Source organism: Noviherbaspirillum album (assembly GCF_035916955.1).
In the GTDB taxonomy this organism is placed as follows: domain Bacteria; phylum Pseudomonadota; class Gammaproteobacteria; order Burkholderiales; family Burkholderiaceae_D; genus Noviherbaspirillum; species Noviherbaspirillum album.
On the sequence record NZ_JAWIIV010000001.1, the window covers coordinates 235,010 to 256,472 of the forward strand.

Annotated in this window: 15 protein-coding genes and 1 pseudogene; 11 read left to right on the plus strand and 5 right to left on the minus strand. The window is 60.5% G+C overall.

Features of this window, described 5'->3' with window-relative positions:
* Position 1 precedes the first annotated feature (1 nt).
* The 5 genes from treF to RY831_RS01045 all read left to right on the plus strand — a co-directional run bounded on the left by treF (position 2) and on the right by RY831_RS01045 (position 12,229).
* Entirely contained in the window at positions 2-1,714 is a 1,713-nt protein-coding gene (gene treF / locus RY831_RS01025) for an alpha,alpha-trehalase TreF (RefSeq protein ID WP_326504471.1), read from the plus strand.
* Between the two features lie 531 nt (positions 1,715-2,245).
* On the plus strand, positions 2,246-5,746 hold the full coding sequence (locus RY831_RS01030; protein ID WP_326504472.1) for a josephin domain-containing protein: 3,501 nt from the start codon (positions 2,246-2,248) through the stop codon (positions 5,744-5,746).
* 944 nt (positions 5,747-6,690) lie between these two features.
* Positions 6,691-7,581, plus strand: coding sequence for a hypothetical protein (locus RY831_RS01035; RefSeq protein WP_326504473.1), 891 nt, complete (start codon positions 6,691-6,693; stop codon positions 7,579-7,581).
* Between the two features lie 621 nt (positions 7,582-8,202).
* Positions 8,203-10,932: a bifunctional diguanylate cyclase/phosphodiesterase gene (locus RY831_RS01040; RefSeq protein ID WP_326504474.1), complete on the plus strand. Its 2,730-nt coding sequence runs from the start codon at positions 8,203-8,205 to the stop codon at positions 10,930-10,932.
* 145 nt (positions 10,933-11,077) lie between these two features.
* On the plus strand, positions 11,078-12,229 hold the full coding sequence (locus tag RY831_RS01045) for a DUF3616 domain-containing protein (protein WP_326504475.1): 1,152 nt from the start codon (positions 11,078-11,080) through the stop codon (positions 12,227-12,229).
* On the opposite strand, the gene RY831_RS01050 is transcribed toward RY831_RS01045, so the two are convergent.
* The 4 genes and pseudogenes from RY831_RS01050 to RY831_RS01060 all read right to left on the minus strand — a co-directional run.
* Positions 12,230-13,186 (minus strand): PA2778 family cysteine peptidase, encoded by a 957-nt coding sequence (locus RY831_RS01050; protein ID WP_326504476.1) that lies wholly within the window; start codon positions 13,184-13,186, stop codon positions 12,230-12,232. It lies immediately after the preceding gene.
* Positions 13,183-13,590 carry a PA2779 family protein gene (locus RY831_RS01055; protein ID WP_326504477.1) on the minus strand — a complete coding sequence of 136 codons (408 nt, stop codon included), beginning with the start codon at positions 13,588-13,590 and terminating at the stop codon, positions 13,183-13,185. Before RY831_RS01055 ends, RY831_RS01050 begins: the two co-directional genes overlap by 4 nt.
* A 1,019-nt stretch (positions 13,591-14,609) precedes the next feature.
* A complete protein-coding gene (locus tag RY831_RS33160; RefSeq protein WP_367576071.1) occupies positions 14,610-14,822 on the minus strand; it encodes an integrase core domain-containing protein in 213 nt (70 codons plus the stop codon).
* 2 nt (positions 14,823-14,824) lie between these two features.
* Positions 14,825-15,356 (minus strand): annotated as a pseudogene (locus tag RY831_RS01060) (transposase); the annotation flags it as partial.
* A 572-nt stretch (positions 15,357-15,928) separates the two neighbouring features.
* Between RY831_RS01060 and RY831_RS01065 the strand changes: the two are divergent.
* From RY831_RS01065 to RY831_RS01085, 5 genes are all read left to right on the plus strand, one after another.
* Positions 15,929-16,411, plus strand: a complete 483-nt coding sequence (locus RY831_RS01065; RefSeq protein ID WP_326504478.1) for a 4Fe-4S dicluster domain-containing protein — start codon at positions 15,929-15,931, stop codon at positions 16,409-16,411.
* A 19-nt stretch (positions 16,412-16,430) separates the two neighbouring features.
* On the plus strand, positions 16,431-18,278 hold the full coding sequence (locus tag RY831_RS01070; RefSeq protein WP_326504479.1) for an aldehyde ferredoxin oxidoreductase family protein: 1,848 nt from the start codon (positions 16,431-16,433) through the stop codon (positions 18,276-18,278).
* 105 nt (positions 18,279-18,383) lie between these two features.
* Positions 18,384-19,664: an NAD(P)/FAD-dependent oxidoreductase gene (locus tag RY831_RS01075; RefSeq protein WP_326504480.1), complete on the plus strand. Its 1,281-nt coding sequence runs from the start codon at positions 18,384-18,386 to the stop codon at positions 19,662-19,664.
* Entirely contained in the window at positions 19,661-19,912 is a 252-nt protein-coding gene (gene thiS, locus RY831_RS01080; protein WP_326504481.1) for a sulfur carrier protein ThiS, read from the plus strand. The genes RY831_RS01075 and thiS overlap by 4 nt, the downstream gene beginning before the upstream one ends.
* Positions 19,912-20,229: a hypothetical protein gene (locus RY831_RS01085; RefSeq protein ID WP_326504482.1), complete on the plus strand. Its 318-nt coding sequence runs from the start codon at positions 19,912-19,914 to the stop codon at positions 20,227-20,229. Before thiS ends, RY831_RS01085 begins: the two co-directional genes overlap by 1 nt.
* Before the next feature lie 66 nt (positions 20,230-20,295).
* On the opposite strand, the gene RY831_RS01090 is transcribed toward RY831_RS01085, so the two are convergent.
* On the minus strand, positions 20,296-20,700 hold the full coding sequence (locus tag RY831_RS01090) for a hypothetical protein (protein ID WP_326504483.1): 405 nt from the start codon (positions 20,698-20,700) through the stop codon (positions 20,296-20,298).
* A gap of 279 nt (positions 20,701-20,979) precedes the next feature.
* Here RY831_RS01090 and RY831_RS01095 point away from each other — a divergent pair, with 279 nt between their 5' ends.
* Positions 20,980-21,462: a DcrB-related protein gene (locus tag RY831_RS01095; RefSeq protein WP_326504484.1), complete on the plus strand. Its 483-nt coding sequence runs from the start codon at positions 20,980-20,982 to the stop codon at positions 21,460-21,462.
* Position 21,463 lies beyond the last annotated feature (1 nt).

Sequence of the window (21,463 nt, forward strand, 5' to 3'; positions counted from 1 at the left end):
GATGACAGCCTTCAAGACGGAAGGGAAATGCATGCCGGTTACGATGCGGAAGATTGAAATTGCAACGCCGCGCGCTGCGGGCAACGGAACGGATTCTTATCTTGCCTCAATCAGGAGGGTTTCCCGGATCTCTCCGGCAGATACCCTGACGCCTTCCGAGCGCTATCAGGAATTATTCGTCGCCGTACAAATGCAGCGGATCTTCGATGACAGCAAATGCTTTACCGACTGCGTGCCGCTCCAGAATAGCCCGAAGCACATTCTCGATGCCTTCCGGCGGGAGAAAACCATTCCCGGATTTGATCTTGCCCGCTTTGTGCGCTCCCATTTTTCAATTCCTCAAACGCCCGTGTCTGCTTATGTATCCGATCCGGACCGGTCACTGCGCGCTCATATCGACAGCTTGTGGCCGGTGCTGACCCGTAAGCCGCGTGAGCATCCCGCCCACTCATCCTTGCTGCCCCTTCCCTACCCGTATGTAGTGCCAGGAGGGCGGTTCACGGAGCTGTACTATTGGGATTCGTACTTCACGATGCTTGGCCTTGCAGCAAGTGGACGGAAAGTCCTGATGCGCGACATGGCCAACAACTTTGCCTACCTGATCGATACCTATGGCCACATCCCTAACGGCAACCGCACCTACTACCTGAGCCGTTCGCAACCACCGGTCTTTGCGCTGATGGTGGAACTGTTCGAAAGCGTTGGCCTCAAGCCGGCCACAAATTATCTTCCGCAGCTGCTCAAGGAATACGCCTACTGGATGGATGAAGTTGATGAACTCCGTCCCGGTGACGTGCATCGGCATGTCGTGCGCATGCCGGATGGCGAGATCCTGAACCGGTATTGGGATGACCGCGACAGCCCGCGCGACGAGTCATACATCGAGGACATCATGACCGCTCGGGCCGGATCGGGAACGAGGCCAGTCCACGACATCTACCGCGACCTGAGAGCGGCCGCGGCATCAGGCTGGGACTTTAGCTCTCGCTGGCTTGATAATCCCTGCGCGCTTGAAACAATACGGACTACGGCGATTCTTCCGGTCGACCTCAACTGTCTTCTGTACAAACTTGAACTCAAGATCAGCGAGCTCAGTTCGCTAGTCGGAGACCATGCATCCTGCGCCAGCTTCCTGAAAAAGGCGCGTGCGCGACAAGCCGCCATTGTTCGATACATGTGGGACGGGCAACAGGGTGCCTTCTTTGACTACGACTGGCAACGCAACGGTATTCGTTCCAATCTCACTGCGGCATGCGCGACGCCGCTTTTTGTTGGACTGGCCACGCGTGAACAGGCCGCCCGTCTTGTCGCTGCCATGTCATCCCGACTGCTCAAGCCGGGCGGCCTGGCCACTACGGAAGTCGTCAGCAGCCAGCAATGGGACCGCCCGAACGGCTGGGCTCCGTTGCAGTGGATGGCCATTCGGGGCCTGGCTGATTATGGTGAAAACCTGCTTGCCGACGACATCGCATGCCGCTGGCTATCGATCGTTGGCGGGTATTACCATCGTGAACATAAGGTCATCGAAAAGTACGCACTCAGTGAACTAGCGCCAGAGGCGAGTGGCGGCGGCGGCGGCGAGTATCCGCTGCAAGATGGCTTTGGATGGACGAATGGCGTTACCCGCATACTGATGCAACAGTTTCCAAGACACCATGCCTGCGGATCCCGGCCAATCCGCCAATTGAACCCGCAGGTCACTGTAACGAAGTAAACGCCGTAGCGCCTTATGCGTTGCCGGCACGTGCGTTCTCCGGTTCAAGGAAATACTTGCAGGTAGCGGAAAGGGATTTTCGAATACCTTTCAGATTTTCAGACTTTCAGACGCCCCACATCACTGACTGATTTTCAGCGCTTTAATGATGCCATGCGCGACGTCCTTGCCAAGCAGACTGAGAGCCACCTCCCTATTCTTGCGATATGGAAATCTTCTGACGAAAAACCGGACGCCAATCGAAATTATCGCATTTGACGCTCCTGATGTTGCCGTGCCCGAGCCCTAGAGCGTTCTCGCCCTGACCTTCTGCAGTCGACTTCGCATACACGGAAAATGGAACCGTTTTAACCTGGCTGTCACTCATGCTGCGTTTAATATTCAATGGTCAGGCCTTCCATGCAACCACTCAGCCGTTCCACATCTCGTCCAGCATGCAATACCCCTGCTGCCGATCAGCCCGCTCCCAGGTCGGCTTCCCTACCTGCTAGCCTGCAGGAACAATTCGAGTGCACTCTCGGCGGAATCCGGATGGTCGTCCCGGCGCGAAAGGCGACAGATAATAAAAATCTGGCAGACGGCACCGTTCTGCTGGCCTTCCGACTGGCGGCCGATTCCCCTGACAAATTCAATGTGGATTGCAAAAGGCACCCAGGCGGTGCCCGCACTATTACTTTTTCTTCGCTGCCATCTACAGAAAAATTATTCTTAATAAGCTTTACCTTGCATCTGAACCGGCAGGATCAGCTGACCCGAGTAGATTTCGCGATTCCCATGCCGGTCAAGCATGGCTCGGCGCGTCAATCCGAAATCCGCAACTTGACATGCGAGTTCAACGCGTCCGAACCTTTACCCAGCCCCGCTTCTCTGCAGATCCGCGTCCCATCCCGTTTCGAGGCCCTGCGCACCAGTATCGGAAAAAGACCGCGCACATCCCCGCAGAGCCCAACCGGCCACATCGACCAGCGGCTTCGCACTGGTAACGGAAGTCCGCCCGCGTCTCCGGGCCCGTCGCACAGTCAGGCTCCCGCGCACTTCGTTACCATTTCGCCAGCATGGCCAGCGCATGTGCAGGAAGGTGCGCGCACGCTGACCTTTTTTGAACCGCAGGAGGCGATGCGCTGCCTGCAGCATGCTTACAACAACCTGGCGCAACGTCCGTGTTTCTCCATCCCCGACCATCAGGCCAACCATGGCGCCGACATGGATCTGGTGTGCCGTCACATTCCCGGAGGCCTGCCCTTACTCAAGCCAGTAACTTTTGATCATGGCCAGTTTGATGCACTAGCCGATGTCCTGGCCGAGCATGCCGACAACATGATCATCTTCGCTGGCGACCTCGACACGGCGGACGGGGACGGGCACTACAAGACGCTGATGCGCAGAAAAGGGGCGTGTTTCGAACTCGACTCCCTTAACGAGGGGCCGGTCTGGATCCAGGATACCCGTCAGTATTTTCGAGACCTTCTCGAGTACCCCGGCAGGCTGGTTGGCGCGATGGTGCCGGGCAGCGCTCCCCAGATCGAGGGATATCTCGACTTCCTGAGTAATCACGTCAGGCAGGATATCGCGCGAGGTCTTGGTGATATTTATGGCACGCAGCCTATCGTTGAACTGAGCAGTCACTTCGGCAAGCCGGACGCCACTGGCATTACCGCACAGCGATTGGCAGCTTACTTTCAGGCGCATGGCATTCCAGCCGCAAGCGTTGATCAGCCTGTTGCTGCCGACCAGATGAGCCAGATCGATGGCTGGCTTAATTCCATAGCCGATGGACATACCAATCTGCTGCTGATGCCGGGGACTTATCCCTTCCTGCTTCCCGCCTTTTATCGTCCCGAGCAAGGCGTCTGGATGGCGCGCGTGCCCGCTGCCGATGGCTGGACCATGCATACCCAGCCCCTGCAGGCAGTGCTGGATGAGCAGCAGCGCCGCTTCGATGAAACGGAAAGAAACACTACCAATCCTGCACGCCGGCAGGAGATCGCCAGGGACCGCCAGAAACTGGCCGCAATCCGGCTACGTGACTGGCCCGAGCATTGGCCGCCGGCGCAGGCACCGGTATCCGCGTTGTCTCCGCAAGCGATTGCCCATGCCGGGACGGATGAAGCCGAATCCGATCACGAAGCGATCTTCCGCAAGCCAGCGGCCAACGCCGATCTTCCTTGGGAGATAGGAAAAACATATTCAGTAACAGGAGTCGCTCCGCGTACCTTCACCAAATTTGTCAGCACGAACCGATGGCGAACGCAGGAATTCGTACATCATGGATACAAAGTAACCATGGTCGACATACGTGCATTATCACAGGCTTGTGATGCAGTTCCGGGTGAGCACCTGGGAGAAGGCGTCTTCGTCCATCGTGACGTTGTGCTAAAGAGTGGAAAACTGGCTAAGGTTTATCGCAAGCTGAACAAGGATGGCGAATTGCTCGATATCGGCATTCCGATTGTCGGTAAGGTACAGTTGGAGAATTTCACCAGCATTTCAGAGCAGATGCCTGCCAAGCAAGCCAAACGAATCAAACCCGTCGCACGTACCATTGAATTCAATACCGAATACAACGTTCGCCAGCGCATGTTCATGGAGGGCAAGGGTGACAGAGGCGACAGGGTTAGAACGCTGTATCCGCTCCTGGGCATGAAGAGAGACGCACTGGAGGAAGACCCCGCTGGCATCGTACTTCGGGCATTATATAAAGGTTTGAATGCGCCGAAAATCAACGGATTTGTTGATGCCTTTGCCGGTACCGGATATCTCACCATATGGGTGGCCGCACAACAACGCAGCAGACAGATGAAGACTGATCTGCGGCTTGTCATGAACGAATGGGATCAATACCGCCACAACACGTTGAAGACTGTCCAGCGGTATCCCGAGCAAGTCAAGCAGGCGCTGAATGCACATCTGCGGCAAATCGAGAAATTGTTCTATCGCGTTATCAATGCCTATCCGGTTTTCAAGAACGTTGATGGCAAGGCGAGCAGGGAAACGGATTTCGAGCTTGCACATCGAATTGCTTCGCGCGCCGGAAGCTCCGTGGCGTCGATGTCGAGCGCGGAAATGCTCCGCTTTTTGGATGACACTGTTAAGACATGGCTAAAGACAGCGGAGGTCGACCACTCAATGAATCTTAAGCTCAACACGGAACTCAAGACGTACATATTGGACAACTTCACTTTTCCGCTACCGCCCGAGCCAAAACACTGGACTAAGGAAGACATAGAACTTCGTGCAAGCAATGCGGCTCTTTACCTGCTGGCGCAACACAATGGCCGTATTCCATCCACACCAGTCAATCTCTCCCGTTCGGAGCACAAGGGGCCACACATGCGCGCTGACGGAATGATACTCGGCCGACATAGAGGCATTGAAAACCGCTTACTCGAAAAAGTTGCAGTCATTGTCAATACGAAGAAAAGACGGTCGGAGAAAGATTCTAAAACCACGCGCCTGAGAACGGAACTCAGCACTGCGCCGAAGCAAGGCTGGAATGAGACATTTTTCCATAGTTTGCCTTCTCACATTGACTACGTCTGCGATGCATTAACAGGTGTCACGATCCAACAGGGCGACGGATGGGAATTGCTTGAGAGTTTACAGCAGGGCACCTTGGGAGTTATTGATCCTACCTATTGGGAACCGGATGCTAAGGGACAAAAATTCAGATATGGGAAAGACAGCCTTGAGGAAACCACAAAGGCCGGATTTTTAAGAAAACTGGACAAGTATGTCATGCCTGCATGGGGAGGCAGGAACGTCCATTTGATGTTGTTCAACCGGTACGATAGTGAAATTGCCGGCGCCATGGAACACAGAGGTTTTAGTGTCTTCCCGCTAACCAACCTCAGATCATCCTATTCCGGCCAGACCGGACTAAAGGAAATGATGGCCATTAATTTCACAGTTAACGACGATGCAACACTGCGCCCTTTTATCACCCATCCCACGCCCGCAGCTCCGCTTGGCATGCCCGGGGAAGAGCCACCGGAAGATGAGGCTGATGCGTCGGAAGCATCAGGAGTCGCTTGATCTGTGTTAGTTCAAGCTTGGGCTTGCCTTATCCGCTGAAGATCATGCTGACCTGCGTACGGATCGAGCTACGCCAGGTGAAGTATCCAAATCACCTCGTCGCTCCCGAGCCGCTCTTCGATTTTTAAACTCCAGTTGGAACTTGCGGCATCTTCATGACACCCATGAGGTCAACTTGGTAACCTCATGAAAATGACATGATCCCACACCGTCTGCCTCCCTCGCCTCCTCTAAACTACACGAACCCTGCCGCGCACTCGTCTTCAACCGCGCAGCCGTCGCAGGCCGGCGCGGCAATTCCCAATGACTTGAACCGTCAGTTTACGCTTGTGATTCGAGGCGTCTACAGGCAAGCCCCAGGTACGAGCGAGTCCATTGTCGTGCCGCCGCGCAGCGAGCATGATCGGATTGACGACCTGAGCATCATCAGGTTGTTTCGCGACATAGCGAACAATCCTTAAAAGTGGACGGTCGATATTGTGGGCGACAGGCAGGGAGGACGCCGGCTCACCTATACACACGATGATGTACTCCTGAATGATAGATCCCCTATAGGGACGCTACATATCGACCGTTACGGCGTTTTGCAGTCGGTTGAGATGAGTAGCACGGCGAGCATACATGACGGGGACCGCTATGTTGCCCAGTTTGGCACGCCGCTATTCGCCCCACGAGCCGTTCGAGCGCGGAAGGCACCTTTCTTGCTGCCTGGCGCTGACGGCGATAAGCGTCGCAACACGCCGCCCACACCGCCCACACCGCCGCCTGCAACACGTATGCGAGTTGCCAGCCCGTCGAGGCCGTGGTCTCATGCCGGGTTGCGCGAAGCCGCCCGCGGCCTTTCCGTTGCCGCGGCCCCCGCTGCGGACCGTGGGGCGACGCCCTTGAGGATACAAGCGCCGCGTGTGCCCCGGCCTGACGGCTTGTATGTGGAAGACCAGCCGTTGACTTCGCAAATCCATACCAGCCAGGATCGCGCCGTGGTCAACACCTGTGCGTCGCATGCGCTCAACCAGGCGTTTCAGGGAAATGCGGTGGGAATTGCCTTTCAGAGCATTCATATCGGCCAGATGCAGCAAGCTCTTCACCAAGCGCGCGCGATCGACATGGACGATCTCGCCATCATATTGCAACCGGGGGAGGTGACGCGCGCCCAGGCTGATTTGCAGTGGCTGGCTCAACGTCTTGAGCAGAGCGGAACGGCCATTGTAGTAGTGGGCGGTCAGGAATTCAGCCGGGATGTAACGCAACATTTTGTCACCTTGGTATGCAGTGGGCTGGACGGACATGTGCATGTGTTGGATTCGATGAATCCGCGGGCGTACACCCACTTTGAGACCGCACGGGAGGCGCTGCAGGCTTACCTCCGCACGGCCGCCGGAGGCGAGCAGTACCTGTCGGTGCTTATGCCGCGGCAAGGTCGCGTGCTACCGCCGGCTCCCTTGAATCCGCAGGGTGCGTATCTGCCCAGTCGAGGCTTCATACCGCTGAACGCGCTGCAAGAGGCGGACCTGGAGGAGGTGCAACAACTGCATGGGGACGAAGCCCGGGAGCGTTTGGAAAGCGCCATTGCCCTGCAACCGCTTGCGGCTGTGGCAGCGGATGGGGAGGACAGCTCCCGAAACGAGCCGCAATACAATGTATCTCCATCTGATGATCTGCAAACGCAAGGCGCGTCCCGCTCTGCTGCGTTCTTGCCGCCGCAGTACCTTGAGGTGCCTGTGTCGGCCGCCGGCCAGACATCAGGTCAGGGGCCGGCGACAGGCAGCAACAATGTGATTGACGAGGCACATATCCTCCAATGGCTGGAAAGCCAGGGCTCAATTGATAATTGACTCCATAGCGAGATCATGGAGCAAGCAAGATATACAAGGCGGGTAAAGCGTTGATCGTCGTGCTTCCACCAGCTAAGGATGCAAGGATGCGGCAGCACTTTTTAAGTCAGGCAAACAGACGTTCGACTTTCCGGCGCCGCTTGTATCTGCGCAGTGGACGGCCACCCTGGGTAGCGTGCTTTCGGTTGCTTCTGTACGGCGCAATCAGCTCAATATTGTCGGCGGCGAGGATCTCATCGAGCGAATCACTGTCATAGGCGCGATCCCCGAAAGGTCGCCGGGGCGGTCCATAGCTGAGAGTTGCATCGACGGCAGCCGCGACAAGGGTGATTTCATGTGGACCGGCAGAAGCCGTTGCACGGCGAGTGGAAAACCTGAAGCGTCAGCAATGTCCGTGAGCTTCGTGCCCTTGCCGCGCTTGGTCGGTCTCACGCTAATTCCGCCTTTCCGGCAATCACTTGCTGTCCGAGATGCTGACTCTTCGCAAATTGTTCGACTACAAAGACACGCAGAATTAACTACAGTATTTGCAATCAAACGAGCCATGAAACTTGAGCGTACCAGACCCCGCCAGTACGTTCATCGCAGAACGTCTTGCGCGGATGCAGCGAGATCAAGCTCTTGGACCCAGACCAGCGTACCTATCCGACACTACCGCCTGGCCGGTCCGCATTGCGGACATGGCGCAACCGGCTCGATTTTCTGATTGCCAACGGCCGTCTGGCGCTGTGGTGGATACTCGGCACCGCCGTCCTGCTGCTCATCTCCTGGCAACTTTTGCTGTACCGGCTGGACAAGGAAAGGTCGGCAGTCATCGACACCGCACTGGTGGAAGCAGGCATTCTTTCCCGCGGTTATGCACAGCACGTGCAGCGCACTATCACTACCATCGATCAGCTGTTGCTGGTGATCAAGGCGGAATGGGAAACCTCCAGGGACCGCGTGCGTCTTGAGGACTTCAAGCAGCGCGGTGTGTTTCCCGAGTCGGCGCCGTTCAACGCCAGCATCGTCGACCGCAATGGATTGCGGGTCACCAGCACCTTCGGGCCGGGGGCGCTGCGTTCCAGCCCCGACGTGAGCGACCGCCCCTATTACCTCGCCCACAAGACCGCCGGCAGCGATTTCCTGTTCATGAGCCTGCCGACCTGGGGCCGCTCGACCGGGAACCCCATCATCCAGTATTCGCGCCGGCTGTCGGATGCCAGCGGCAATTTCGATGGCGTGGTCCTCATCAGCGTGGACCTTGGTTTCCTTACCGCCAACTATGACGAAGTCACGCTCGGCCCGTTCGGCTTTCTCGGCGTGATCGGCACGGACGGGCGGGTGCGGGTCGCCCGCACCGGGGAAACTGTGCATGACCCCGCTTTCAACCCAATACCCTCCCCGCCTGAGCTTTCCATTCCGGCAGGCAAGCGCTTCTTCGAAGGCGGATCGCTGTTCCGCGACGGCCGCAGCCGCTTCGTCGGCTGGCAGCAGGTGGAGGGCTACGACATCATCGCACTGACCGGGCTGGACCATGACACCGTGATGGCGCCGTACTGGCGGCGGCGCTCGGCCGCTCTCAAGACCGCCGCCGCGCTATCCCTGGGCGTGCTGGTGTTCGCGGCGATTGCGGCCGTTCTGTCGCTGCGGCTGGCCTGGCGCAAGCGCCAGCTTGAGCTGGCGAGGGCAACCTACCGCATCGCCACCGAAGGCGGCAGCGAAGGCTTTTATATTTCCAGGCCCATTCGCGACAAGAACGGGCGCATCGTCGACTTCGAGGCGATCGACTGCAACCAGCGCGGTGCGGCGTTTTATGGCTACCGGCCGGAAGAATTCATCGGTGTCCGGCTGTCGGTGCTGTATTCGCCGGCCGATATCGGGGTCGTCATCGGCGCGCTCGGGACGGCAGCCGAGCAAGGCATGTTCGAGGGCGAATTGTGCCTGGCGGGCGACAATGATCCGAACCGGCGCTACATGCACCTGAAGGCGGTGCGTTCCGACGGTGACCTGGCGGTCACTCTGCGCGACATCACCCGCGAGAAGCAGCATGTGCTGGAGCTAGAGCGCATCGGCAACGAAGACGTGCTGACCGGACTGCCCAACCGCCTCTGGGTGCAGTCCTTTCTGCCGGACGCGGTCGGCAGGGCCGCCAGGGCCGGCGCGAAGCTGGCCGTGCTGTTCATCGACCTGGACGGCTTCAAGCGGGTCAACGATACGCTGGGCCATGCGGCCGGCGACGAAGTGCTGCGCAATGCCGCGCTGCGCCTGCGCGAGGCGGTGCGCCCGCACGACAAGGTGATCCGGCTGGGCGGCGACGAATTCGTGGTGGTCATCGAACATGTGGTGCAGGAATCGGATGCGGCGCACGTGGCCGAGCGCATCCTGCACGCTTTCCATGAAAAATTCAGGCTATCGGCCGGCGCCGCCGCGGTCGGCACCTCGATCGGCATCAGCGTGTTTCCCGACGACGCCGAGGACGCCGGCGCGCTGCTGCAGAATGCCGACGTGGCGATGTACCTGGCCAAGACCAGCGGCAAGCATACCTACCGCTTCTTCGATCCCAAATTCTATGATGCGCTGCGCAACCGCTTGCAGCGCGAAGCCGATCTGCGCCATGCAATCGAGCACGATCAGTTCGTGATTCATTACCAGCCGCGCATCGACGTGAAGACCGGACGCACTTCGAGCATGGAAGCGCTGGTCCGCTGGGCGCATCCGACGGAAGGCATACTGCAGCCCGGCAGCTTCATCGACCTTGCCGAGGAAACCGGGCTGGTGGTGCAGCTGGGGCAGCTGGTGCTCGACAAGGTCTGCGCCCAGATTGCCCACTGGACCCGCACTGGCGACGTCATGGTGCCGGTATCGGTCAACGTGTCCTCGCGCCAGTTCAATGAAGCCGACATTTCACGCATCTTCCGCGAGGCGCTGGCGCGCCACGGCGTCGATGCGCGGCTGGTGGAGGTGGAGCTGACCGAGGCCACCATGATGAACGGCGACCAGGACATCAACAGCGCACTGCATGACATGCACAAGCAGGGACTGACGCTGCTGGTCGACGACTTCGGCACCGGTTACTCCTCGCTGGCCAAGCTGCAGCAGCTCGACTTCGATGTGCTCAAGGTCGACCGCGCGTTTACGCGCGAATTGGGCAGGAGCGACCAGGGCAACGTGTTCTTCCAGGCCATCATCACCATGGCCCACGCGCTTGGCATGCGGGTGGTGGCCGAAGGAGTCGAGGAAGAGCGCCAGCTCGATATCCTGAGGGCGCTCGGCTGCGACGAGGTGCAGGGCTACCTGCTATCGCAGCCGCTGGCTCCAACCAGTTCCCAGAACGGATTGTTCCGGGAACTGCACAGGCTGCCGACGTGAAACGCCCGATGTCGCCGCAGCCCGCACCGCGCACGCGCTGCATGATTGATCCTTGCAACGCACGAGGCTTGATCTCCCTCCTCTGCCGCCGGCGGGTTGAAGCGCAAAATCGGCATTACCTGAAACCACATCACCCCTATTCTCAATGACGACAAGCCGGCGCCTGCTCCTGGAATTCCATCCGGAACACAATGATTTCTCCAAAGGCAAGGAGCTTTGCGACGGCCTGTCTGTCGTGCTGCAGATCGGCGACACGCTTTGGGTCGCCAATGATGAAACCGTCAGCCTGGAGCGGCTTTCCCTCGCGCACGGCAAAGATGGCAAAGAGTGCGCCCGCGCCGGCGGCCACAAGCAGTTTCCGCTCAGTGACTATCTTCGGTTGCCGGCACCGCCGACGGGCAATCCGGCCGATCTGCAGGAAGTGGATATCGAAGGCCTTGCGTACGAAGACGGTTATCTCTGGCTGGTCGGCTCCCATAGCCTGAAGCGCAAGAAGCCGGAGCCGGGGACGGACGCCGCGAAGGCGCAGAGGCAGCTGTCGCGCGTGATTTCCGAAACCAATCGCTATCTCCTGGCTCGCATTCCGGTGGTGACGGAAGACGGCGAAGTCATGCTGAAGAAGGAAACCACCGACGATGAGGCGGGAGGTAACGCGAAACGCACCGCGGCACAGCTGCGCGCCCGGGGCAAAACCAACGACCTGATGGACGCATTGAGCGGCGATGAACATCTGGCGGCTTTCCTTGCCATCCCCGGCAAGGACAACGGATTCGATATCGAGGGCCTCGCCGTCAAGGGCAAGCGCCTGTTCGTCGGCCTGCGCGGACCGGTGCTGCGCGGCCGGGCGGTAATCCTCGAACTGGAGCTCAAGCAGGACAAGCTCGATCCCTCCATCTTCAAGCTCAAGCGCATCGGCCCCGATGGCCGCCGCTACCGCAAGCACTTCCTGGAACTGGGCGGCCTCGGCATTCGCGACCTCTGCGTACAGGACAACGACCTCCTGATCCTGGCAGGGCCCAGCATGGATCTCGACGGCCCCGTCACTGTGTTCCGCTGGGTCGGCGGCACCTGTCCCGACGAAGAATGCATGCTGGATGCCGGCGAAGAAGCCGGCCGGCTGAAGCGGGTCATCGATGTGCCATTCGGCCAAGGGGTCGATCATGCCGAAGGCATTTGCCTGTTTGCCGAAAACGATGGCCCGCCTGCCTTGCTGGTGGTCTACGATGCGGCCGCGTCGAGCCGCCAGCTGGGAGGCGGCGTGCTGGCGGCCGATGTATTTCCGCTCGCGCGGGGCTGACTACCTCCGCGCCTGGATCTCCTGCCGCAGCTGGCGGTAACTGCCCGCTCGCGGCCCGCCGAGCGCCACGGCCTTGTCGATCGCGGCCAGCGCCTCGCTCCGCCGTCCCTGGTCGAGCAGCGCCTGCGCCAGATTGTTCCAGCCGTCCGCAAGGCCGGGATGGGTTGCAACCAGCTTGCCATACGCCCGGGCGGCGGCCTCGAAGTCGCGCTGCGCATAGGCGGTGTTGCCCGCGCCGAGCTGCAGCACGGGGTCGAGCGGCCATCGGTCCAGCGCCGCGGCATAGGCCTTGCGCGCCGCCTCGGGCGAGCTGCGTTCCAGCGCTACGATCGAAGCCGCATAGGCGGAGGCGTCCGCGCTGGCCGGCAGCCGGCCCGGCGGCATCGCGAGCATGGCCCAGCGTTCCGAGCGCTCCCAGGTGCGCTCGAAGGCATGGAGCGACATTTCCATGTTCTCGGTGCGGCCGGAATGCAGGATGATGGTATTGCTGCCGCGGTCGAAGCCGATCGCCACCGCGTAATGCCAGACCGGCGCGAACTGGAAGGAAAGGTTCTGCAGCACGACGACCGGGTTGCCGGCCGCCACTTCCTGCAGCAGGGCTTCCAGGTCCGGCCGGATCCGGTGCGTAACCAGGCCAAGGCGCCGGCCCGCCGCCAGCATTTCCAGCTGCAGCGATCCCTGCCTGCCCGGCAGATAGACCTGGCTGACCAGCTGCTCCGGCGTCACCTGCGCGCCCGCCGCCGCCGCGGTCATCGCCAGCGCGGCGGGGCCGCACTGATAATCATCCTGGGGAAAGAATGGAACGCCGCCGATCCGGGCTTCGGACGACAGCCCCGGCGGCCAATGCTGCTGCAGCGATGCGACCCGCGGCGCCGCGCACCCCGCCAGCGCCAGCACGACCGCCGCGGAAACGATGGCGCGCAGGCATGACAGGGGAGCGGATGCCGCGAAGCTCATCGGATCGAACGGGTGAACGGAAAGACCTTGGTCAGGCCGAGGATGTCGGTGACCAGGAGTACGATGAATACGGTGAACAGCACGCCGATGATGTTGCCGCCGGCTGGCAGTTGGTCGATGCGTCCGGCGAGCTGCTGCACCTCCTCATCCGACATCGCCTGCACGCGCTTGATTGCATCCTGCGGATCGACGCCCTGCGCTTCGATCGACTGGCGCACCTCTTCCCGCGAAAGGAAACCGATCACGCGGTCCCGTTCGGCATTGGCCGCGGCAGTCGATGAAACGGCGGGGGCGGCAGCGGCTTCCTGGGTGGATACGATGGCGGCGCCGGCCTGCAGCGGCAGGCTAAGGCCGGTGACGCACACGACGAGCATCGAGGCGGTGAAACGTTTGAATGCATTCATGTTGTTCTCCTTGATTGATGAATGTGCCCATGGCGGCATCCGAGCCGGATCGCGTGCATACCGCGATCGCAGCGGCGCAGCGGCATTACTGCAGCAACGCACAACAAAATTGTGCGTCCTGCATCGGAGCGCCTGCCATGGGCAAGGGTTCTACCTGATCACTTCTACCGGATCTGGCTTGCATGGATTTGACAGCGCTCAATGGCTGCCCCGCAGCACAGCGATCCTTGGCAGGCGCGCGACAGAGCCAAAGGGGTGTTGATGAGCTTGTTGCCCGAAACTCCTGCCAGGGCGCAAGTTCTCTGCAATGCGGCATCACTATGCAGTTACTTGGATTTCTTCACTTTTGTACCGTTATTTTCATGACTGCGCGAAGTGCGAACCCAAACCACCATTATCTTGCGGTGAACGCGCGCAACCACGTTCCGGCGACCTGCAACAGACCGAAACAAGGCATTGCCTCGGCTGTCTTTCCGACCGTAGTCAAAGGCACAAATGCATTTCCGAAATGGGGCAGGTACTTAGCGCCGGGAACCGGATACTGACTCCATTCCACTCATCTCTAGTCCGCACCTCCATCAAACCATCTCTCATATCAACTCAATGAGGGCGATGCACAAGCTGCTCAGCACATGAAAGCAAACAATGCGGATGCGAAGCGGACATTTTGAAGCAGGTCATTTTCCAATTACAGAGTCAATCGGATATCAGAAAGAAAGCAAAACATGACAAAGATTCATAGCAGCAGCAATGATCCGTCTGTCCAGTATAGGACGGAAGACCCCAAACACAATACGAGCAAACCGGACGCGCCGGCACACAAGGCCGACCCGAACGACATTCAGAATCCGCCGTCTCGCGGAGCAGCACCGCCTGATCCGGCATTCACGCCCCCCAAACCGGATCCCGACGATATTAAGAATCCGCCGATTAATGAAGAACCGTTTCGTGACCCGACTGGAGTTGTTCCGTGGGGAGAGTTTTCTCAAATCCCTGTCCCACCTATCCCCAGGCCTTCGCTAGACCCTATCTAGACCCTTTTGGACTGCCTCGCGCTCCCGTTGCAACGTCCGGGGCGGGAGGTTCCATAACACGCTGTGAGGGTGCCTTGCATTGCATTGTTCAACCCAATCTGCGAGCAGACGCATTACCGTCTTTGCGCCTGCTCGCAGAGCAGGCGTTGCATACTCACGCTTGATGGTATAAGCAAAGCTTTCAGCCCTGCTACCCATTCGGCTCCAGTGGAATCGGCCATATCCACCGGCCTCAGGTTCACCATCAACAGCCGCCCAACGCTATCGACTGAAACATGTCGCTTGCGGCCCTTGATCTTCTTGCGCGCGCCATAGCCCCTTGTGATACCCCCGGCGCCTTGACCGACTGGCTAGCGATGACCGCTGCACTGGGGTGCTTCTGCCTGGGGTGCTTCTGCCGATTCTGATTCTGATTCTGCCGGTCCAGCATCAATGCCACATCATGATTGACATTGAACGGCAAGCGCCTCACGAAGCGCCGAAACCGGCCAGCACACCGTTTGCCAAGGCGGAAAATGCACCGGCAACATGCGCCCATTCACATCCGGTGCGCACCAGGTAACGAATGGCATCGAGCACCTCTCGCACATCCGTGATGCAGCGACGGCCGGTTCTCGCTGGTGACTGCAGCAAAGGTTTAATAGCTTGCCATTCCTGATCGCTCGGATCACTTGGATAACGCTTGACTTTGCGTTCATGCCTGACCGGTTCGACCCGCTGCGGTTCTGTCACATGGTAATGCTCCAAGCGCTTTCAGCACTTCAAATTACCAACTTGCTCCGTAACGCCCAGTTTTCAAACTGACAGTAAGTACTTGAAGTAAAGGAATTGGTCCCTCTGCTTTTTAACACCCCAACCAAGGAAAAGGGCCCGCGCATAGGCGCAGGCCCTTTGTGCCTCTCACTGATTGCCGTCGGAAAAGAGTCACACGCAAAGAATAAGTGCCGGACAGGAAAATGGTTTGCGAATGCGCAAGGCTTTGTGCTGCACCAATGTCAGCCTATGGCTTGATGCTGCGTTCATCCCGTATGGATGAACGGCTAGAGCGGTTTCACCCTGACCTGTCTGCCGATCCCGGACAGATTGCCGCCGGCACTGCGTTGCGACTCCTTGCCATGGCTTGGCCATGTCGCGTCGTCACGCCTTGTTCCAGCAGCAATCTGCCTCGGCGTCGACTAGGCCGGTCAGGGCGAAAACGCTCTAGCAGCGTCGGGTTTCCGCCATGGTTTCGTTGAAGAGTCGCTGAAGAGTCGCTGGGTTGGTTGGATTGATTGCCGAATTCAAGAACACAAAGGAGACGAAGAATGCAGAGGTCCTTACACATCGAGCCGGACAAGTGCACCGGCTGCCTGCAGTGCGAAATGGCGTGCAGCTACGAGAACTACGGGATGTTCAATCCCGCCAAGTCGCGTATCAAGGTATTCGAGTTCCACCAGACCGGCGCCAAGGTGCCTTACACCTGCACCCAGTGCGACGAAGCCTGGTGCCTGCATGCCTGCCCGGTCGAGGCGATCCGCATCGACCTGACATCCGGCGCAAAGGTAGTCAGGGACGACCTGTGCGTCGGCTGCAAGGTGTGCACCATCGCCTGTCCGTTCGGCACGGTCAACTATGTGCAGACCACCGGCAAGGTGCAGAAGTGCGACCTCTGCTATGACAACGTGGCGGGACCGGCCTGCGCATCGGCCTGCCCCACCGGCGCCATCACCTACGTGGATGCCGACTGGACCGGACTCGACCGCATGCGGCAATGGGCGGCGAAGCTGGGCAACCAGGCAACCGCCTGAGAACGCAAAGGAGAACGACATGTCCTGGACTGGAAAAATCCTGCGCGTCAACCTGACCGAAGGCACCTGCGCCGCCGAACCGCTGAACATGCAGTGGGCGCGCGAATACCTGGGCCAGCGCGGCCTGGCCACCAAGTACTTCGTCTCGGAAGTCGATCCCAAGGTCGACCCGATGTCGCCGGAAAACAAGATCATCTGGGCCACCGGCCCGCTGACCGGCACCATGGCCTCCACCGGCGGCCGCTATTCCGTCATCACCAAGGGCGCGCTGACCGGCGCCATCGCCTGTTCCAATTCCGGCGGCTACTTCGGCGCCGAGCTGAAGATGGCCGGCTGGGACATGATCATCTTCGAAGGTCGCTCGCCGACGCCGGTCTATCTCCACATCAGCGATGACAAGGCGGAACTGCTCGACGCGTCCTGGTTGTGGGGCAAGACGGTCTGGGACACCGAACCGGCGCTGCGCGCGCGGCACCAGGATCCGCAGATCCGCATCTCGTCGATCGGGCGCGCCGGCGAGACCGGCTGCCTGTATGCGGCGGTGGTCAATGACCTGCACCGAGCCGCCGGCCGCTCCGGCGTCGGCTCGGTGATGGGCTCGAAGAACCTGAAGGCGATCGCGGTGCGCGGCACGCTGGGCGTGGGCAACATCCGCGATCCGCTGGCCTTCATGCAGGCCGCCGCCGCCGCCAAGAAGGTGCTCGCCGACAATGCCGTCACCGGCCAGGGCTTGCCGAAATACGGCACGCAGGTGCTGATGAACGTGATCAACGAGATCGGCGCCATGCCCACCCGCAACCACCGCGAGGTGCAGTTCGAGGGCGCCAAGGACATCTCCGGCGAAGCCATGCATGAACCGCGCGCCACCGACGGCAAGCCGAACCTGGTCACCAACCAGGCCTGCTTCGGCTGCACGATAGCCTGCGGCCGCATTTCCAAGATCGACGAAACGCATTACACCGTGCAGAACCGGCCGCAGTACTGGGGCACATCGGGCGGCCTGGAATACGAAGCGGCGTGGGCGCTCGGTTCGGCCAACGGCGTCAATGACCTGGATGCTCTGACTTATGCCAACTTCATCTGCAATGAAGACGGCATGGACCCGATCTCCTTCGGCGCCACCGTCGGCGCCGTCATGGAACTGTACGAGATGGGGGTGCTCACCAAGGAGCAGATCGGCATCGAAGCCAGTTTCGGCAGCGCGAAGGCGCTGACCTACCTGGCCGAAATCACGGCCAGGGGCGAATGCTTCGGCCGGGAGATCGGCATGGGCTCCAGGCGCCTGACCGAGAAGTACGGCCATCCCGACCTGTCGATGAGCGTCAAGGGGCAGGAATTCCCGGCCTACGATGCGCGCGGCATCCAGGGCATGGGCTTGGCGTATGCAACCTCCAATCGCGGCGCCTGCCACCTGCGCGGCTATACCGTGGCGTCCGAAGTGCTCGGCATTCCGGTCAAGACCGATCCGCTGGTCACCGATGGCAAGCCGGAACTGGTGAAGGCCTTCCAGGATGCCACCGCCGTGTTCGATTCGGCCGGCGTCTGCGTCTTCACCACCTTCGCCTGGACCCTGGCCGACCTGCAGCCGCAATTGCACGCGGCCTGCGACGACTCCTTCGACATGGACAACCTGGCGCTGATCGGCGAACGCATCTGGAACATGGAACGCGACTTCAACAATCGCGCCGGCTTCACCCGCAAGGATGATGCGCTGCCCAAGCGGCTCATGACCGAACCCGCCAGGACAGGCCCGGCGACCGGACTGGTCAGCGGCCTCGACAAGATGCTGCCGGAGTATTACGCCGCGCGCGGCTGGACGGCGGAAGGCCAGCTGACCGAGCAGACGCGCAGCCGCCTCGGGCTGTAGGCGGCCCTGCATGCAGGGACACGCCGTGCCGCGGCCTGCCCCTGCATGCGCTCCTTACCCGCATGTACGCCTGCGGCGCAGGCGATTCCCATGAAAGAGGACATCATGCAACACGTCATTATCGGCAACGGTCCCGCGGGCGTGATTGCCGCCGAGACCATCCGCAAGCATGCCGCCGGCGACAGCATCGTGCTGATCGGCGATGAACCGGAACGTCCGTATTCACGGATGGCCATTCCCTACCTGCTGCATGGCGCCATCGACGAGCGCGGCACCCTGCTGCGCAAGGATGAGGACCATTTCCGGCGGCTGCGCATCGAGCAGGTGCGCGGTCGCGTGATGCGCGTCGATACCGGCACGCGGATGGCAGTGCTGGAGGATGGCGCGCTCATTCCCTACGACAGGCTGCTGATCGCGACCGGCTCCGTGCCGGCGCGCCCGCCGGTGCGGGGCATCGACCTCGAGGGCGTGCACAACTGCTGGACGCTGCAGGATGCGCGCGCCATCCTGCAGCGCGCCGCGCCGGGCGCCCGCGTGCTGCAGATGGGCGCCGGCTTCATCGGCTGCATCATCCTGGAAGCGCTGGCCATGCGCGGCGTGCGGCTTACGGTGGTGGAAATGGGCGAGCGCATGGTGCCGCGCATGATGGGCGATGCCGCCGGCAACATGATCCGGCGCTGGTGCGAAGACAAGGGCGTGACGGTGCATGTGGGCACGCGGGTCGAGGCGATCGAGCGCAATCCTTCCGGCGCAGCGCCGGGCGGCGCGCCGCTGCTGGCACGGCTATCGAACGGCGACACGCTGGAAGCGGACCTCGTCATTTCCGCCACCGGCGTCAAGCCCAACATCGGCTTCCTGGAAGAAGCGCCGATCAAGTGCCTGCAGGGCATCCTGGTGGACGAGACCATGCAGACCTCGGTGCCGGGCGTGTATGCGGCCGGAGATTGCGCCGAAGCCTACGACCCGATTCTCGAGCAGACCATCGTCTCGGCGATCCAGCCCAACGCCGCAGACCAGGCCTATTGCGCGGCAATGAACATGGCGGGCCGGCACGCGGTGCAGCGCGGCGTCACGCAGATCAACGTGCTCGACACCCTGGGCCTGGTTTCCACCTCGTTCGGACGCTGGCACGGCGTGCCGGGAGGCGACCACGTGGAGCTGACGGATGCGGCGGCGTTCCGCCACGTGCGGCTGGAATTCGACGGCGACGTGCTGGTGGGTGCCAATGCGATCGGCTTCACCGAGCACGTCGGCCTGCTGCGCGGACTGATCGAATCGCGGGTGAAGCTCGGCGGCTGGAAGCAGGCGCTGCTGGCCAATCCGCTCTGCCTGCCGGAAGCCTATATCGCCAGCACTCGCAAGCAGCCGGAGTGGCGCCATCCATGAAGCTGACGTTCAAGCTGTTTGCGACGCTGACCGATTATCTGCCGCCGGAGCGCAAGTACAATGCGGTGGAACTGGAAGTGGCCCCCGAGACCCGGCTGGGCGACCTGATCGCCCGCTTCAAGCTGCCGGAGAAAATGGTGCACCTGGTGCTGGTGAACGGCGTCTACGTTGAACCGGCGCAGCGCGGCGCGCGCAGCCTGGCCGAAGGCGACGTGATCGCGATCTGGCCGCCGGTGGCCGGAGGCTGATGACCCGCGCGCAGTCTGAAGATGCGGCACTGACCCGCGAGATGGGTTGCACCGAGGCCGATCTCGTCCGCTGGCTGCCCGGCGCAACGCGGCATGCACCGATTGAAAGCCATCCCTGCGGCGCCGGCTTATGCCATGTCGTTGCGCTGGAAAGCGGCCGGGTCGAAATCCTGGCGATACCCATGCCGCCCAGGCGCATCGCCGGCATCGTGTTGCCGGTGTTGCAGGTGAGCTTCCGTTTCATTGGCCTCGATACGGACCGGCGCCAGGCCTTCATGGATTATTTCGACCGCTACACCCGGCGCGGCGGCGGGTAGCCTGCGTCATCCCGGCGGCGAGACGATGTCCGCCGCGAGAAAGCGCGAATGTCGGCGGCGCGGCGTTCAGGCCGCGGTACGCACGATTGCCGTCACAAGCGCAATGACTGCGACGGCGCCGCTCGCGCCGGTGGCGATTGCCAAGGTGACCAAGCGCTTGCGATTGACTTCGATGCGCTGGATGAGTTGAGCGTTCTGCTCGGCCAGCGCCTTGATCAGTTCGGATGAGGTACGCATCTGGCCGTGCAGATCGGAGATGCTGGCTTCAGCCGAGCCCAGCCGGTTATCCAGTTCGGCAAGTATTTCCTGCGGCGAGGCGGCATGCACTGCGGTTTCCGGAGGCACGGCCGTCGCCGGTGTTTTTGCAACCGCACCCCAGAGCTTCCTGGCCCCGTCGGCCACGGTCGGCGCATTGCCGATGACCTCCGTCCAGGGCACCTGTTTCAAGACCTTCAACCAATCCATTGCCATTATCTGATTTCCTTCACTGATGCCGCCGCCCGCATGACTGCATGCCGGTGACTACGGCTGCATCTCTGGTGGAAGTATAGGCCAATGCGCCCGCCATCCTATTGGCGAGCCTCATGTTGGTTATTTTCTACACGCCCGGGCACCACAGGAATGCGGAATTTTAATGTTGCAATAAATGTAATTTGTTATTAAGGTATCAATCTTTCCCGTATCCAAGATGATGCAGAAAGAACCTTGATGCTTCCAGACGACCTCTCCTACTTTATCAATGAAGGATCCTTGCAACTTCCGGCCGGCTTCCAGGACCGCACTGCCAACATCTTCGTGCAGGGCGATACGGAGCAATCGACCTTCAATCTCAATATCGGACGCGACAACATGCATCCCGATGAAACGCTTGCCGCGTATGTTGAGCGCCAGATCGGGCTCATGAAGGAAAAGATTTCCGGGTACAAACTGCTCTCGCGCGGCAATGCATGTCTCGGCAAGGGCGACAGCGCAATCGACGGCGAGCAGATCGATGCCTGTTACCGAAGCGCCAACCGCACCATATATCAGCGCCAGGCGGCTTTTCCCTTATCGGAGCAGCGTGTGCTGATCTTTTCGGCGACAGGCGCAAGTCCTCACGGCGAACACGCCAATGCCATCTGGACCGGCTGGCTGGAGAGCTTTACTCCGCGCGGCGCCGTGGCGCCGGCCAATTCCGCAACCGCACCCCAAACCCCGTCCGCACACGGCAGCCCGCAACCCGCTCAGGACTGAC